General features: G+C 44.4%; 15 protein-coding genes and 2 tRNA genes. 2 read left to right on the top strand and 15 right to left on the bottom strand.

Annotated features, from left to right (window positions below; genetic code table 11):
* Nucleotide 1: 1 nt before the first annotated feature.
* The 13 genes from BI182_RS15290 to BI182_RS15230 all read right to left on the bottom strand — a co-directional run bounded on the left by BI182_RS15290 (nt 2) and on the right by BI182_RS15230 (nt 11,880).
* On the bottom strand, nt 2–472 hold the full coding sequence (locus BI182_RS15290; RefSeq protein ID WP_070370039.1) for an NADH-quinone oxidoreductase subunit NuoE family protein: 471 nt from the start codon (nt 470–472) through the stop codon (nt 2–4).
* 363 nt (nt 473–835) lie between these two features.
* Nucleotides 836–1,573 carry a PHP domain-containing protein gene (locus BI182_RS15285; protein ID WP_286809135.1) on the bottom strand — a complete coding sequence of 246 codons (738 nt, stop codon included), beginning with the start codon at nt 1,571–1,573 and terminating at the stop codon, nt 836–838.
* A gap of 1 nt (nt 1,574) precedes the next feature.
* Nucleotides 1,575–1,907, bottom strand: a complete 333-nt coding sequence (locus tag BI182_RS15280; RefSeq protein ID WP_070370037.1) for an AraC family transcriptional regulator — start codon at nt 1,905–1,907, stop codon at nt 1,575–1,577.
* An 82-nt stretch (nt 1,908–1,989) separates the two neighbouring features.
* A complete protein-coding gene (locus tag BI182_RS15275) occupies nt 1,990–3,339 on the bottom strand; it encodes a [Fe-Fe] hydrogenase large subunit C-terminal domain-containing protein (protein ID WP_070370036.1) in 1,350 nt (449 codons plus the stop codon).
* A 20-nt stretch (nt 3,340–3,359) separates the two neighbouring features.
* Nucleotides 3,360–3,776 (bottom strand): ATP-binding protein, encoded by a 417-nt coding sequence (locus tag BI182_RS15270; protein ID WP_148637357.1) that lies wholly within the window; start codon nt 3,774–3,776, stop codon nt 3,360–3,362.
* Nucleotides 3,773–4,123: a hypothetical protein gene (locus BI182_RS15265; RefSeq protein ID WP_286809133.1), complete on the bottom strand. Its 351-nt coding sequence runs from the start codon at nt 4,121–4,123 to the stop codon at nt 3,773–3,775. Before BI182_RS15265 ends, BI182_RS15270 begins: the two co-directional genes overlap by 4 nt.
* 218 nt (nt 4,124–4,341) lie before the next feature.
* Complete coding sequence (locus tag BI182_RS15260; RefSeq protein WP_286809132.1) at nt 4,342–6,651, bottom strand: ATP-binding protein; 2,310 nt, start codon at nt 6,649–6,651, stop codon at nt 4,342–4,344.
* Nucleotides 6,648–7,766, bottom strand: a complete 1,119-nt coding sequence (locus BI182_RS15255; RefSeq protein ID WP_286809130.1) for a metallophosphoesterase family protein — start codon at nt 7,764–7,766, stop codon at nt 6,648–6,650. The genes BI182_RS15260 and BI182_RS15255 overlap by 4 nt, the downstream gene beginning before the upstream one ends.
* Before the next feature lie 306 nt (nt 7,767–8,072).
* Nucleotides 8,073–9,242, bottom strand: coding sequence for a class I SAM-dependent methyltransferase (locus tag BI182_RS15250; RefSeq protein WP_070370031.1), 1,170 nt, complete (start codon nt 9,240–9,242; stop codon nt 8,073–8,075).
* Between the two features lie 164 nt (nt 9,243–9,406).
* Nucleotides 9,407–11,119 carry a hydroxylamine reductase gene (gene hcp / locus BI182_RS15245; RefSeq protein WP_070370030.1) on the bottom strand — a complete coding sequence of 571 codons (1,713 nt, stop codon included), beginning with the start codon at nt 11,117–11,119 and terminating at the stop codon, nt 9,407–9,409.
* A gap of 174 nt (nt 11,120–11,293) precedes the next feature.
* The gene (locus BI182_RS15240; protein WP_175440888.1) at nt 11,294–11,455 is read right to left on the bottom strand and encodes a hypothetical protein; all 162 of its coding nucleotides are present in this window, start codon (nt 11,453–11,455) and stop codon (nt 11,294–11,296) included.
* Nucleotides 11,456–11,711: 256 nt separating this feature from the next.
* A tRNA-Lys gene (locus tag BI182_RS15235) sits at nt 11,712–11,788 on the bottom strand.
* A gap of 5 nt (nt 11,789–11,793) precedes the next feature.
* Nucleotides 11,794–11,880, bottom strand: a tRNA-Leu gene (locus BI182_RS15230).
* Between the two features lie 316 nt (nt 11,881–12,196).
* Between BI182_RS15230 and BI182_RS15225 the strand changes: the two genes are divergently transcribed.
* Nucleotides 12,197–12,445, top strand: coding sequence for a hypothetical protein (locus tag BI182_RS15225; RefSeq protein WP_070370029.1), 249 nt, complete (start codon nt 12,197–12,199; stop codon nt 12,443–12,445).
* A gap of 70 nt (nt 12,446–12,515) precedes the next feature.
* On the opposite strand, the gene BI182_RS15220 is transcribed toward BI182_RS15225, so the two are convergent.
* Together BI182_RS15220 and BI182_RS15215 are read right to left on the bottom strand one after the other, a co-directional pair.
* On the bottom strand, nt 12,516–13,043 hold the full coding sequence (locus BI182_RS15220; RefSeq protein WP_070370028.1) for a shikimate kinase: 528 nt from the start codon (nt 13,041–13,043) through the stop codon (nt 12,516–12,518).
* Nucleotides 13,033–13,899, bottom strand: coding sequence for a shikimate dehydrogenase (locus BI182_RS15215; RefSeq protein WP_228881486.1), 867 nt, complete (start codon nt 13,897–13,899; stop codon nt 13,033–13,035). The genes BI182_RS15220 and BI182_RS15215 overlap by 11 nt, the downstream gene beginning before the upstream one ends.
* A 233-nt stretch (nt 13,900–14,132) precedes the next feature.
* Between BI182_RS15215 and uraA the strand changes: the two genes are divergently transcribed.
* Nucleotides 14,133–15,425 carry a uracil permease gene (uraA, locus tag BI182_RS15210; protein WP_458795893.1) on the top strand — a complete coding sequence of 431 codons (1,293 nt, stop codon included), beginning with the start codon at nt 14,133–14,135 and terminating at the stop codon, nt 15,423–15,425.
* Nucleotides 15,426–15,657 lie beyond the last annotated feature (232 nt).

Below are 15,657 nucleotides of genomic sequence, written 5' to 3'. Positions count from 1 at the left end.
ATTAAAATTTTTCAAGGATCGCTGGAATTTCATCTACGGTTAAACGTCCAAATACTTCTTCGTTAATCATCATTACTGGAGCCAAACCACAGGCACCAACACATCGGGTTGCGTCAACTGACCATTTTCCATCTTCAGTTGTATCACCAACCTGTGTTCCTAAAATGCTGTTAACCTTGTCAATAATTGGTTGTGCGCCTCTTACATAGCAAGCGGTTCCTAAGCAGATACCAATTTTGAATTTTCCTTTTGGTTTAAGTGTAAATTGTGAATAAAATGTTGCCACACCGTAGACTTCAGTCAGAGGAATTCCTAACTCATCTGCGATGGTTCCCTGTAGTTCAAGTGGTAAGTAGCCGTATTTTTCCTGGGTTTCCTGCAGAATCTGCATTAAACAACCTGGTACTTCTCTGTGCTCGGCGACTATTGCCTTTACTACGTCCAAATTTTCAACTGGTATTAATTCAGCCAATTTTCAAACCTCCTAATTAAATCATGCAAACCTTTACGCTTGTGATTGCATATTTTCTAACGAAGTCATTATAACACAGAACGAAATATTTCGTTATATTTATAACAGATAAATTTTTCACTCTTTTTGGCCCGGATTTTTATGAAAACCTTTAACTTTTTTGTTTTTTGAAGTAAAAATTCTACCCATTTATTTTTTTTTCAAAATAAGTGTAATAATTTTGCACAAAAAAACAGGCGCTTCGAAAAACACCTGTAAAGTTCACAGCTAACTACCGTATAAACCACTTATTCATCTGTTGTTCGCTCCGATACGCAGAGTCTGACCGCTCGGTCAGGCATGATCGAACCCGTATCATACGACTTAATCAATTGATCCCAGATAATTGATCAGCGTCTGCCTTTGCATATCCGGTAGTTCCAGAAAATATTCCCGCTCGGCAATGTCTTCCAATTGATGGGCATCAGAACCGTGAATGAACTGATAGTCTTTAAAAAAACGGAAGTTTTTCCGGACATTTTCGAAGGTTTCTTTTTTTGACACTTCGCAGGTCTTTACTGCCAATTCCAGGGGAATAAATCCCAGCGATGAAATTAAACTATAGGATTTTCGGTCGATGTGGGCTGGTACCAGCACCCCGCCCAGGTCCGTAACAAGATCCCAGAGCTGATTGACCCCAATATCAGTTGCTGAAATCAACAATTTATCGACTTCGCCAATAATATTATCCTCAGCATCCATGATCGTTTGGGGGCCGAACAGCGCTTTTTCATTTTTCACATCCGGAAGATGGTCATAAACAATGGCATCCAGTTTCATGGCCGCCTCCAAGGTTGGCAGATAGGCCAGAACATGGGCTTCTTCTTTGGTTGTCACTTCAATACCCGGCAGAATGCAAAGGCCTGTTCCGGTTTCTTTGGCCAGTTCTTTGGCAACTGCCATGATGGCAGGTAAATTTTTGGCGGTGTTGTGATCCGTGACGGCAATAAAATCCAGTTCTTTAATCAGGGCCATATTGACAATGTTGTTGGGGGTCATCTCCGCTTCACCACAGGGGGATAATGCCGAGTGGATGTGCAGATCAATGGCTACCTTTTCCATTTTATATGCCAGCGTTTCCTAAAATTTTACAGACTTCAAAAGCATTAAGACCGGTAATAATAATCGGGATATCCTCGATGATGGCCCGTTCCAGGGTACTTTCTTCAACTTCAGCCCCTTCGGGAATAATCACGCAACTCATCTCCAGCAGCGATGCCACGGCAATAATATTGACATGCGTCTGGATGGTTACCCAGGCACAGCCATGACCGGCATTGGCCATAACCCAACTGAGCAGGTCACCGACATAGCCACTTTTAATGACCCCCTCAATCCCTACCTGAGGATTAAGACACTTGAATTCTTTGTTTTCTAATAACGCACTAACCTTCATTCCTTTTCTCCTTTAATCTGACTAAATTGGGGAACTGCAATACTGCCGTGAGCTTTGAGCCCAGTTTGCAATGCCTTTATCGCTACATTTCTTCTTTTTTGATCAATGGTTTTTCGGTGGGATGTTCGACCTGCAACAGTTCATTGGTTAAAACTGAGAGATCCCGGACCCGATCTTTTAAGACAAATACACAATCGATTTCTTTGGCTTTTCCAGCGACAATATCTTCTGCCAGAGCCCGACAGCCCGGAGCGCCACAGGAACCACAGTCCAGACCGGGGAGTTTACTTTCGAGTATTTCGATTTGCTTCATTTTTTCGATGGCGCGATTGATATCCTGATCCAGAGGTTCCGGACTTCTCGGCAGAATTCGCTCTTTGATGTGCATCATCCCGGAATTATAAACACTTCGCACGTATTCATCGGACATGTGGATAATGGAGGTTTGTTTCATGGTTTTGGCCCGATCCTGAATGTACATTTTAGCCACATAATTATTTTCCACCGTCAAACAACCGCCAACGCAGCCGCCGATACAGGCTAGTCCTTCAAAAAACTCGATGGTATCGAGTTTACCGCATTCAATTTCTTCCAGAACATTAATAACATTTTGAATTCCATCGACATGGAGAACATTTTTATTTTTAAGGTAGTCACTTTCACCACCAGACAAAGCCCAGGTACAGGATTCTGGGGTGGTATTATGCAGGCCTTCCTGATGCGGGCACTTGCCGATAAGCCGGGCGATATCACTATAAATGTCCTTAATGGCAATGGCACCATCGATTAGGTCATATTTATCGTACTCACTGGCCGCCGGGTTATTGACCATGGTGGCTTTGGCAGCGCAGGGGGTAATAAAAAAAACGCCGACGTCGCTATTTTTATGGATGCCTTCTTCCCTGATTCGCTTTCTGATCAGTCTGGCGGTTATCGCCATGGGAGACTTCAAGCGGCAGATATTGTCAGTGAGTTCAGGAAAGCGCACCTGAATCAGCTTGACAACCGCCGGACAGGCTGAAGAAATCAGCGGTCTGGGATATCGTTTGGCATGATACTCATACTTCAGGGCCTGGCCGACAATTTCAGCACCATAAGCCACTTCCACCACCTCATCAAAGCCCAGGGCTTTTACGGCCGAAAGAATCTGGCTAATGGAATATTTCGGTTTAAACTGACCAATGATGGCGGGCGCCACCATCGCCACGGTATATTGATAATTATCTTTTTTTGAAAGCGGATCGGTTTTGGCCAGCTTGGCATGATGCGGACAAATCCGAATACACTCACCACAGTCAATGCATTTGGACTCATTGATGGTCGCCTTCCCCCCCCGAACCCGGATGGCTCCAGTGGGACAGCTTCTCAGACAGGTCGTGCAACCCAGACATTTTTCCTCATCAAGGTATACTGAATGCAGTAATTTTTCCATATGTCCCCCCTTCTTCCTGATTAGACAAAAAATTTCATGACAATTTTTGTCCCCTCTCCAATCCTGGAGGAGATTTCAAAACTGTCGGCATTATTTTTCATATTGGGCAAACCCATTCCGGCGCCAAAACCCATTTGCCGGACTTCATCGCCAGCAGTTGACCAACCCGCCGTCATCGCCAGGTCAATATTGGCAATCCCCGGTCCGACATCCTCGATCGTCAGAACCAGTTCCTCTTCACCTACCTGCAAAACAATTCTTCCGCCCGATGAATGGATCGCCAGATTCATTTCCCCTTCATAGCCAGCAATGGACACCTTGCGGATCACCTTGTTGGCAACCCCTAATTGCTGGAGGGTTCGTTTAATTTTCCGGGAGGCTTCGCCGGCGGTGTCAAAATCTCCCCGTTTCACATCAAAGACGAGTTCGTAGCTCATCTAAGATGGGCTCCCTTGAGACCGTTTGAGTAGAGAATGCCACAAGATTCAAAAAGAATATATTTTGTGGACATAACCAGGAGATTCCGTTCTCTGGCCATGTCAATCATTTCCTGACTGGGCATTTTGTCCCGCACAAAAATAATGCTGTTCATATTTGCCATATCAGCCGTATTCAGCACCTGTTTGTTGACCAGACCAGTGAGCAGAATAGCATCCTCTCTGGCAAAACACAGCACATCACTCATCAGATCACAGCCAAAACCAGAGTGAACTTCTTCCTCCAGATGACTCTCTCCAGATAAAACAACAGCATCGAGGAGGTCTCTTACCTGACTTAATTTCATCGAATGTTCTCCTTTTTTAGTTATTACTAGTATTGTAAAGGATTTCTTATTCATTTAGCAAGGTCTTTCCTGTTTTTTTTAATATTTATCGGGAAATGATGCTTGCTCGGCAACTTCTACTTATTTATCACCCGTGCGGCTTCGTAAAACAGGAAGAACCGCTGATCGCCCCTGTTTCAAGAGACGATCTTCCCAAAAGTGTAGCGGCCATCCCGCACTTATAACACAATTTTATGGTAGCTTGCGCCTAAAGATCGGAGCAGGTTTTCTTCAACCTCGTCACAGGTAAAGAGGATCACCTGACGGCTACTGCTGAGTTCTGCAAGTAGCTTGAGCGCCTCGGTTTTTCGCTGTTTATCATACCGCACAAACGGTTCATCCAGAATAAAAGGCATTTCATGACTGATCAGCTCGCTAATTCCATAGCGAAAGGCAAAATGAACCTGATCCATGGTTCCGGCACTTAATTGGTCAACATCCCTGAAGTCACCACCTTTGGGATCAATCACTTTGAGCTTCATGGCATCATCAATTTTCACCCCTTTATAATGCTGGGTGAGGGTATCGAGAATATCGCCAATATTCTTATTCAACTCCGGAGCCGAGTCCTGATGACAATCTTTCTGGATTGTCGAAATAATCTCAAGCGCTGCATTACAGGCGCTGATTTCCGTATCGAAGGCCTGAATCTGGCTATCCAGCGTTTTAATGGTCTCTTTTATTTCCACCGGCAGACCAATCCCATCGGTAAGGGCACTGTTTTCACCTTCCAGTCTGGCAATTTCCTTGCCCAGACTTAAGAGTTCTTCCGATTTTGGGGAGGCTTTATGCCAAACCGCCTGTCCGTCCTCTGTTTTTCCGCCATTGACGGTTTCCAGCAGATTCTCCAGTAGTTCCAGGTTCCCGTTAAAACGGATTTTGAGTTCTTCCAATTGCTGCGCTTTTTCACAGCGCTCAGCATATTCAGCAATGTTTTTAACCTGATATTCAGCCAGCTTCCGATCCAGATCCCGGATGATTCCCCGTCGCTGTTCAAAGAGCACTTCATAACCGGCCTGATGACGGGAGTGCTGAATAATAATCAATTCGCCTTCATTTTGCAGCTGCTCCAGTTCTTTCTGATTTCTGACTACTTTTTTATAGTAACTGTCAAAACTGGGTCCATCTTTTAACTGGTATTTGGCCAGTATTTCTTCCTGAATCGGGATTATTTGTTTTTCCTTTAAAATCCGTCGCTTTTTAAGGGTTGCCGAAATGCCGTAGCTTAGGCCGACAACACCGACAATTGCCATGGTTACCCCAACGGTTAAGGACAGATTTTCGATTCCCTGACTGGTTCCCATCATCCCCATATTGGCCAATCCCACCAGTCCCATTCCTAAAAGCGTCACTAGGGTGGCAATGATGTTGATGACCACATTGGTTTTTTTATCCACCTCGGCCACTTCGGTTTCTTCTTTTTTAAACAGTTCGTAGTCTTCGGTGATGCCTTCTAAGGTATGCCCGGCCAGCGAGCTGCGTTTTGCCGCTTCTTTTTGCCGGATCGTTTTTAGATGTTCCGAGGCATCCGCCATTTCTTTTTCAATGTAATCCATCTGATCGCTGAGGCGCTCAGCCTGGTTGGAAATGGCTTTTAAGCCCTCGAGAGTCTTATAGTTATAGCCTTCATAAATCTGGTCTTCTTTGATTATTTTTGATAAACGGTTGTTTTCCTTTTCCAGCTTGTTAATTCGTTCATAGGAGGCCAACAATTCCTTTTTTCGTTTCACCACCGATTCCTGACTGAGAAAGTCGTTTTCGGCTTCGATCCGCTTCATTTTCATCTGATTCCGGGTGATTTTTTCCTGATTTTCGGCAACCTTGGCGTAGGCGGCTTCCGCCTCTTTTAACAGTTCCCGGAGCTCATCCCGCTCCCGAATGGCAGCCCCAATTCTTGACTTGCTTTGACCCGAACGGCCAATTGCGTTTTTCTTTTCTTCCAATCGTCTGGCAATCCCTTTGAAATTAATCTCGATGCCGCTAGAATTTTGCATCTCGATGTAGGAATCCCGGACTTCATCCTGGCTGCCTGCTTCGTTATCGTGGGCCGTTTGACGCATATTGACGGTATTATTATAAATAACGGCAGTCATCCCCTGGTTTCCCAGCGGCAGGTGCTGTCTTATTACCCCATCGTACTTGAACTGGTCGTTGATAATTTTCCCGGTGGTATTATCATAAATGAATAAGGAATCTTTGGATCGCAGAAAATTCCGTTCCAGCCGAATTTCCCGGCCATCCACCTCATAAACCAGGGAACCACTGTAATCGAATTGATTCCAGGGCATATACTTTTCATATTCTTCGCTATAGGTTTTCTTTTTTCGGTAGGGTTTATAAAACCCGAAAAACATCCCCTGGATAAAGGTTTGAACCGTTGTTTTGCCAGCCTCATTGCGACCGTAAACCAGATTCAGTCCCGGTTTGAAGTCAATGGTCTGATCTTTGAATTTTCCAAAAGCTTTGATGGTCAGGGTTTTTATTCTCATTTCAAAACCCCCTCGCTAATCATCGCTTCGATGCTATAAATAATCGCTTTTTTACGGACTTCCGGTTCGGCTATTTTACCCAATTCAGTAAGAAGCTGTCCGATCGGGTTGTTCAGATTTTCTTTGATCAGCAGTTCCAGATCAATATCCGGTTCCAGTTTAACCATGTCTGTTTCGACGTAATAAAAAGCGTCTTCCAGATCATCGTTGATCCAATCCATTTGAATCTCGGGATTGATGTAACCGGTAAATCGAATCCGATAATAGTTTTGCTGGCGGTTACTCTCGCTGTCACAACTGACTGCTTTGTTGATAATATCCTGATAGGAATCTTCCGGAACAATCTGAATGTCAATGGTTTCGTATTTTCGCGATTCAATGGGATTAAAGCCGCTACTGGTAATAAAACTCTGGTTTTCATAATCCGTTTTTACCTGCGAAATAATAAAGCCCCGTTCCCCTGTTTCCCCAAAATTCAGGGGTACCGGTGACCCGCAATAAGCAACGCCACCAGGGGTCAAGCCGGGTTTGTGAATATGTCCCAGGGCAATATAATCAAAACCTTTTTTCTCGATCATTCTTAAATCAATGGGTAGATAAAGGCTTTGATTGGTCACTTCGCCATGAGCCATCAGGATGTTATAGCGGGTATCGTTGAGTTTAATGCTGTTAAAGGAGCGTTCAGGAAAGGCCCGGTACTCGTTTTTCACCCAAGACATCCCATAAATTTCGGTATTTAATTCTTTGATATAAACCGAACGGAAAACATCTTCTTTAAAAATGTAGACATTTCTGGGCCACTCAACTTTTTTGTAGGGTGAGCTGTCACCGTGGTAATCGTGGTTACCGGTGATAATCACCACCCAGGTTTTCTCAAGACTGGCCAATCCTTCGGCTGCTCTTTTTATATCCATGGTCAGAACATTGACACTATCAAATAAATCTCCGGCAATCAGCAAAAGGGGCACTGCTTCTTCTTTAACGTATGCAATCATCTCATCAAAAGCTTTCCAGAGTTCTTTTCTTTTGTTTTTTCCGTAATAATTTCCCTGTTGTAAAAAGGTAAAGGGGCGACCTAAATGAAAATCACCGGTATGAACAAAGGTTGTCAGCATCCGCTTTGCCTCCTCATCTATCAAATTTCCAGGTGTTTGCGAAAATGTTGTACATTAATTTCGCAATGACCAGAGAGAGTTTTCAGATTGTCAAAATGATAACCCAGTACCGACAATTGTTACATCATGTTGTGACCTAGGGGTCAGACCCTACGCATCGGAGCGGACACGGCATCGCCTGTCCGATTCCGCAGCGAACAACAGATTAACAATTGGTCGGTACGGTAGTTTTTCGACAACCTCAAGAGTTTTGTTATTATTTTCTAACTGATTTTTTATTATATCATCTTTTGACCGATCTTACATTTAAATTTTATTAAAATTAATGCGTTTCTCTGTTTCAAGGAGTTTAAACAGGGTAGGGGTTAAGGAAAATGCCTGCATGGCGTTTTCCACCTCCCTTAGCGCCTGCGCTTTTCTTTTTTCACTGACTTTGGCTTTTTGAGCCCGGATCAGGATGTTTTTGGGGGTGTGAGCCAGATCGACGAATTCCATCAGTTGAACTTTGTAGCCGCAGGCTTCAAGCAGGTTCCCCCGAATGGCATCGGTTAACAGTGCGGCGGTTCGTTCTTTTATGATGCCATATTTTGTCAACAGGCTCAGTTCCCCGGTTTCCATTTGACCATTGAGTTCGTGCTGACAGCAGGGCACTGAAAAAATCAGCCGGGCCTCCCATTTGATGGCATTGTAGAGGGCAAAATCGGTGGCGGTATCGCAGGCATGCAGGGTAATGATCATATCCACCGGGAAGCTTGCCTGATAGTCATGGATATCCCCCCGTTCAAATGATAGCTGGTTGTAGCCATATTTCCGGGCACTGGCATTGCAGTGGTCAATCACATCGCTTTTTAAATCCAGACCAATCATTTGCACCTTGATGTTCTTTATCTCCGTCAGGTAATAATAGAGAATAAAGGTCAGATAGGATTTACCGCAACCAAAGTCAATCACATTGAGCTCGGTGCCAGGGGGCAGTTTTTTTACTTCATCATCGACAATCTCCACAAAGCGGTTGATCTGGCGGAATTTATCAGTCATTGTCTTGACGACCTTGCCCTCTTTCGTAAAGACCCCCATATCCACCAGCGGCTGAATAAGGGTACCTTCCTGCAGAATGTAGTTTTTTTTGCGGTTGTGGCTGATAACTTTGGCTGGCGCTTTCGTAACTGCTTTACGTGTTATTGATGGCTTGCCTTTTTTGCTGACCTGGATGATATACTCAAATTGATCATCCCAGGCGTTATACTGCTGATAGTCTGTGTGCAGTGCCTGGCCAAGAAATTCAATCAGTTGATCTGCCGCCAGATTTTCATTAAAGACCTGGGTGGCCGTGAATTTTTCCAGATGATAGGATTCTCCGATTTGACTGATGACGATTTTCTGATAGTCATTGCTTTTTATTCGGGGTTTACTCAGGATGATTTTATATATCTGGGGATTAAAACCAGCTTCAAGAGCTGTTATTAACTGCATCATTTTTTACCTCATGTTTTTTCTTTGTTGCTCTATCCTATCATGGTTTTGCTTAAAATTACAGGGGCTTTGACTTTTTTGCCAAAAAAATACCGGAGCTATCCATCTGGATAACTCCGGCAAGGTTGTTGATAAGCCACTGTATCGACTCATAATTATTTGTTGGTTTATGCGCCTAAGAACATCGCCATGTCAGCATCAACTGAGTCAATTCCGCCGATCCCAAAGGTATCGATCAGGACATTTGCCACATTTGCCGATAAGAAGGCTGGCAAGGTTGGTCCCAGATGGATGTTTTTGACACCCAGGTGGAGCAGGGCCAGTAAAACAATGACCGCCTTTTGTTCATACCAGGCAATATTATAGGCAATCGGCAGTTCGTTGATGTCATTAAGTTCAAACACTTCTTTTAACTTTAAGGCAATGAGTGCCAGGGAATACGAATCGTTACACTGTCCCGCATCCAACAGTCGGGGAATCCCACCGATATCACCGAGATCCAGCTTATTGTAACGGTATTTTGCGCAACCGGCTGTTAGGATGACTGTATCCTGTGGCAGTTTTTGGGCAAATTCGGTATAGTAGTCCCGGGATTTCATACGACCATCACAACCTGCCATAACAAAGAACTTTTTAATCGCACCGGATTTTACCGCATCGACAACCTTATCCGCCAGGGCAAAAACCTGCTCGTGGGCAAAGCCGCCAACAATTTTTCCGGTTTCAATTTCGGTGGGAGCTTTTAAGCGTTTAGCCATTTCGATGACTTTTGAAAAGTCTTTTTTACCACTTCCATCCGCTTCAATATGGGTACAGCCGGGATGTCCCGAAGCCCCAGTGGTGAAAATCCGACCCCGGACTTCGTCACTTTTGGGGGGCACAATACAATTGGTGGTAAACAGAATCGGGCCGTTGAACGATTCAAATTCTTCCAGCTGTTTCCACCAGGCATTGCCATAGTTACCGACAAAGTTATCATATTTTTTAAAGGCCGGGTAATAATGGGCGGGCAACATTTCACTATGGGTATATACATCCACACCAGTGCCTTTGGTTTGCTCTAGAAGCTGTTCCAGATCGGTCAGGTCATGGCCGGAAATTAAGATGGCGGGATTCTTTTTAACCCCAATATTGACTTCCGTGATTTCCGGATTGCCGTATTTCCCGGTGTTGGCACCATCCAACAGCGCCATGGCAGTGACGCCAAACTGACCGGTTTTTAAAGTCAACGCTACCAGATCATCAGCAGACAGCGCATCATCCAGGGTTGCCGCCATGGCCTCGTAGATAAAACCATATAGACTTAAGTCCTCTTTGCCAAGGTTAAGGGCATGCTCGGCATAGGCGGCCAGCCCTTTGACGCCGTAGGTAATCAGTTCCCGCAGCGAACGGACATCTTCATTTTTGGTAGCCAGGATTCCGACATTTGCAGCTTTTTTAAGCATCTCCGCTTTTGTGGCGGTTTCAAAACGGGCGGCGTCATGAAGTGCTGATACATTTATTTTTTTGCCCGTTTGTTCTTTCTTTAAGCCCAGCAATTTCTGGAAGAAACCGGGGTTATTCTTTTTATTGGCGGCATCCACCATATCCCGCAGCTGATTTCTCAGCACGGTCATTTTCTTTATTTCTTTAACAAAGGCATCTCCATCAAAATTCGCATTGGTGATGGTCATAAAGAGACTTCTTAATACCTCATGATTGACTTCGCCCAACTCTTTGGCTTCCAATTCGCCTTTTACGACAATTTCGGAAATCCCCTTAACTGTATAAATCAATAGATCCTGGAGTTTAGCAACTTCTTCACTTTTACCACAAACCCCTTTAACGCTACAGCCTTTTCCTTTGGCCGCTTCCTGACACTGATAACAAAACATACTCATACGATTATCCTCCTGAAAATTCTATTTCATCATAACATTTAGTTTTAACAATTTTGATGTCGCTACCTCATTGGTATGTTGCTATTATATCCGGGGGTACGTGATTATGCCGTTGCATTTGCAACGGCTGCGAATGTTTTTCAAAAAATATAAAAAAAACACCTTTCGGTGTTTTTATTCGCTTTTTTTATCATCTGTCTGGATATTCTTATTTTTATAGAAAATGCAGCCGGTCTCTTTATATGGATTCTTTAAGACATCCATGTCCGGACAACGTCCATTGACATTAAAACCGCAGTTTAAATAAGAACACGCATTTTTTTCTGTTGATTCCATTTGACTCTCCTCACAAATCTTAATTGCGTGTAATTATAACAGTTTGCTGAGTAATACTCAAGCGCCCGTTACGCTTTAATTATTGCCGATATGTACTTAAACCATCAATTAAAACAACTCCGCTTTTTTTCAATCCCCATATTTGGGTCGCCATTCCAACCGCCACTTAATAGCCATAACGCACCGTAAATTACAAGTATTACAAATTAGACGTAAAAAAACAGAGCCCTCAAACGGCTCTGTTATGCGCTATTATTGGTGCTCCCTCAGAGACTCGAACTCTGGACACCCTGATTAAGAGTCAGGTGCTCTAGCCAACTGAGCTAAGGGAGCAAAAGTGGTGCCGAAGGCGGGACTCGAACCCGCACGTGATCACTCACAACGGATTTTGAGTCCGTCACGTCTGCCAATTCCATCACTTCGGCGAAAAAAATAGTTTATTTGGTTGTAAGGATGTACCCCTAATGCGATAGAGATAACTAAGCGATTCACACCAAATCAAAGATTCAGCGCATCTTATTAGCGCCCCACAGGACACTGTCATAAATGATAACACAGCTTAAAAAGAATTTCAATCATTTTTTTTCGTTTTAAATTATTTTCTTAAAATGAAAATACGACAAAATATTATCTTGTTTTTTTTCATTTATGGGTTACTATAAGTTTAGTAAAGGATTGGTTATTAACAAAGAATTTAATTGCCCATCCGATAATCTTATTTCCAGAAAGTCAGGTGAAGTGATGAGCATGTTTGAAAATCATAAAACAATCGCTTATAAGGAATTTCGAGAATTTGTAAACGAGTCTGTCCTTGAGTTGATTAAAAAAACAAAGGATAAAAAATGCAATGGCTGTATTGATTTTGTCTTTGATGAAGAAACCTCCACGGGGCATTGCGAGGCACTGGAAACCACCTGGCCTGTCAAAAACCCCGATGCGGTTCAACGACTGACGGATTGCTATATTTGCGATCTGAAAGCCATGAAGTAACGAAGCATAACACCGATCAGTTGATCGGTGTATTTTTTTGTCTCGTTTTCTTCCTGATTCGTTCAGTAAACTATTTTGCCCGATGATCGTTAAAGGCTTCTTTTATTTTCTGACAGCATCCCTCGGCAGTCCAGGTTTCGGTTGATATTTTAAAATCACAAACATCGTAATACTCCTGACGTTCGGCCAGCAGTTGACGGATTCGCACCAGCGGATCTTCACTCTTTAGCAAAGGGCGGGTATCATCGCCCTTAATTCGGCAATAGATGGTTTCCGGCTGAGCTGACAAACTGACTACAAAGGCCTTTTCAGCCAACAATTTTCGATTTCTTTTAAACAGAATGATTCCCCCGCCGGTGGACAAAACAATATTCTCCATCGTTAAGGCCTTTTTTAACGCCTCATGTTCGGCGTCCCGGAAGGCATCTTCCCCCAGCTGGGCAAAAATATCGGTTATCTTCATCCCCAGCTCCGCTTCCACTAAGGCATCGGTATCGACAAAATCATATTCCAGTTCCCGGGCCAACAAGGAACCGATGGTGGTTTTACCTGTTGCCATAAAGCCAATCAATGCTACACACTTTTTTTCAGTTTTCATTTATCCCTTCCTCCAGTAATTTTTTGCCCAAAACCGGATCCGGAAAAACTCCGGTCCATAATTCAAAGGCTAATAGTCCCTGGTACAACAGCATTTCCAGCCCATTTTCAGTTTGTGCCCCGATTTCCCGGGCATCTTTCATGAACTGGGTCACCGCCGGGCTGTAGATCATATCATATACCAGCAATTCTTTTTTCAGGAGCGTTTTGTCAAGCGGCGTTTGCCAGGCGGTATCGGCCATTCCTAAACTGGTTCCGTTGACCACTACCGCAGCTTCATTAACGGCTGCTTTTAAGGACTCTGCATTCATGTCAATGGCCTGGGCTTTTCCCGGCCAACTCTCATTAATTTGACTGGCCAGCTCTTTTGCTTTAGCCACTGTACGATTGGCAATGATGACCTTTTGGATGCCCCAATCTGCCAAAGCCATCGCCACCGACTTAACCGCACCCCCACAACCGAGAATCAGAATGGTCAATTCCGATCTGGGAATCTTACCAATTTTTGTTTCAATTGATTTAATAAAGCCATTCCCATCCGTATTGTAGCCGATCATTTTTTTATCACGGCAAACCACCGTATTCACCGCCCCGATTTTCTCTGCCAAAGGATCTAGTTGGTCGATATATTTCATGATTTCCATTTTATGGGGCTTGGTGATGTTAAATCCGCCCACATTCATTAGCCGAAAACCATCCACCAGCTTTCCTAAATCTTCAGACTTAACAGCAATCGGCAGGTATAAAGCGTCCACCCCGATTGCTTTAAACAGTCCATTATGCAATTGGGGCGATAAACTTTGCACAATGGGATCGCCGATGACGGCATATATTTTGGTATCAACTGAAATTCGCATTCTAGGACTCCTTCATTTTTTAGCTTTAGCTGCATTGTATCACAGGTTGGCAAGCGGGTAAATATTCCCAACTGGCCGGTAACTGGATTTTTTTATTATTATTCATTTAATTGTATAAAGTCTTTGCTCTGCTTCATTCCTGTGTTATAATCTCAAAGGAAAATGAAAAGAACGGAGGAAACGTTTTGGACAATCGAAGAATTATACAAGTGGAGGAAAAGGTGCCATTGAATATGTTGGTGCCACTGAGCCTGCAACATATGTTTGCCATGTTTGGCGCATCAGTTCTGGTTCCCTTCCTCTTTGGAATCAACCCGGCCATCGTACTCTTTATGAATGGTGTGGGTACCCTGTTGTTTATGGTGATCACCAAGGGTAAGGCCCCGGCTTACCTGGGTTCCAGTTTTGCCTTTCTGGCGCCAGCCGGTATTGTTATTGCCACCTGGGGGTATTCTTATGCCCTCGGCGGTTTTGTGGTAGTCGGTTTATGCGGCTGTATCCTGGCTGGGATTATTTATAAGTTCGGCATTGAATGGATCAATGTGGTACTGCCTCCAGCGGCCATGGGCCCGGTAGTAGCGCTGATTGGTCTGGAGCTGGCTGGGACCGCTGCCAGCACGGCTGGAGTCGTCAGTAGCACCAGCTACGTTTTGGACGAAGCTTCCGGTCTTTATGAACAAGTGGTAACCGCCATTGTTCCTGAAAATGTCATTGTTTTTCTGGTGACCCTGGCCTTCGCCGTTTTTGGATCGGTGATGTTCCGTAAATTTCTGGCAGTTATCCCCATCCTGATTGCGATTGTGGCTGGCTACATCACGGCTCTGATCACCGGTGTGGTTGGCCCGGCTACCTATGAGGCCGTCGCAGAGGCCCCCTGGTTTTCGCTGCCAAACTTCCAGTTCCCACAATTTAATTTAGAAGCAATTATTATCATTTTGCCAGTACTGCTGGTTATTGCCTCTGAACACATTGGTCACCAGATTGTCACCAGCAAGGTAGTGGGACGAGATCTGCTAAAAGATCCCGGTTTGCACCGCTCCCTGTTTGCCGATAATTTTTCGACCATGTTGTCGGGTTTAATTGGTTCGGTACCAACCACTACCTACGGCGAGAACATTGGCGTAATGGCGGTCACCAAAGTCTACTCGGTCCAGGTCATCGCTGGTGCGGCAATTATTTCGATTGTCTGCTCGTTTGTTGGTAAACTGTCGATGCTGATTTCCACCATTCCCGGTCCGGTTATCGGTGGGATTTCGTTCCTTTTATATGGAATGATCGGCGCCGCCGGGATCCGAATTCTGGTTGATGCCCAGGTTGACTATGGCAAATCCCGTAATCTGGCCCTGACTTCAGTCGTGTTTGTGGTGGGCTTATCCGGCATTGCGGTTACCTTTGGCAGTATCCAGCTCAAAGGGATGGTTCTGGCCGCCGTGGTTGGGATGATTTTAAGTTTGATCTTCTTTGTGCTGGACAAACTGAATCTGACCAATGACCGGGAAGAAGAGCATCTTTACGACCAGCCCTGATTCACTGCCGCTTGGGGCAAGGGTCTGAGCCCCTGGTCATCACGGATGTCTCGGCATAAATTTAGTTGCGGGCGATCACGGATCGCCCCTACAAACTGTCAAAAAAAGCTAACCCAGTACCGACAATTGTTAGATCATGTTGTGTGCCTCAAGGCGAACAGTTGCGCTGAAACGCCTATAATTAGCCGAATCTTTAATAGCAACTGTACGAATTGTGCGCATACAACAGATT

Source organism: Acetobacterium sp. MES1 (assembly GCF_002237635.1).
GTDB lineage: Bacteria > Bacillota > Clostridia > Eubacteriales > Eubacteriaceae > Acetobacterium > Acetobacterium wieringae.
Note: the sequence above shows the minus strand (reverse complement) of the source record. Positions and strands in the feature narration are given on the sequence as shown.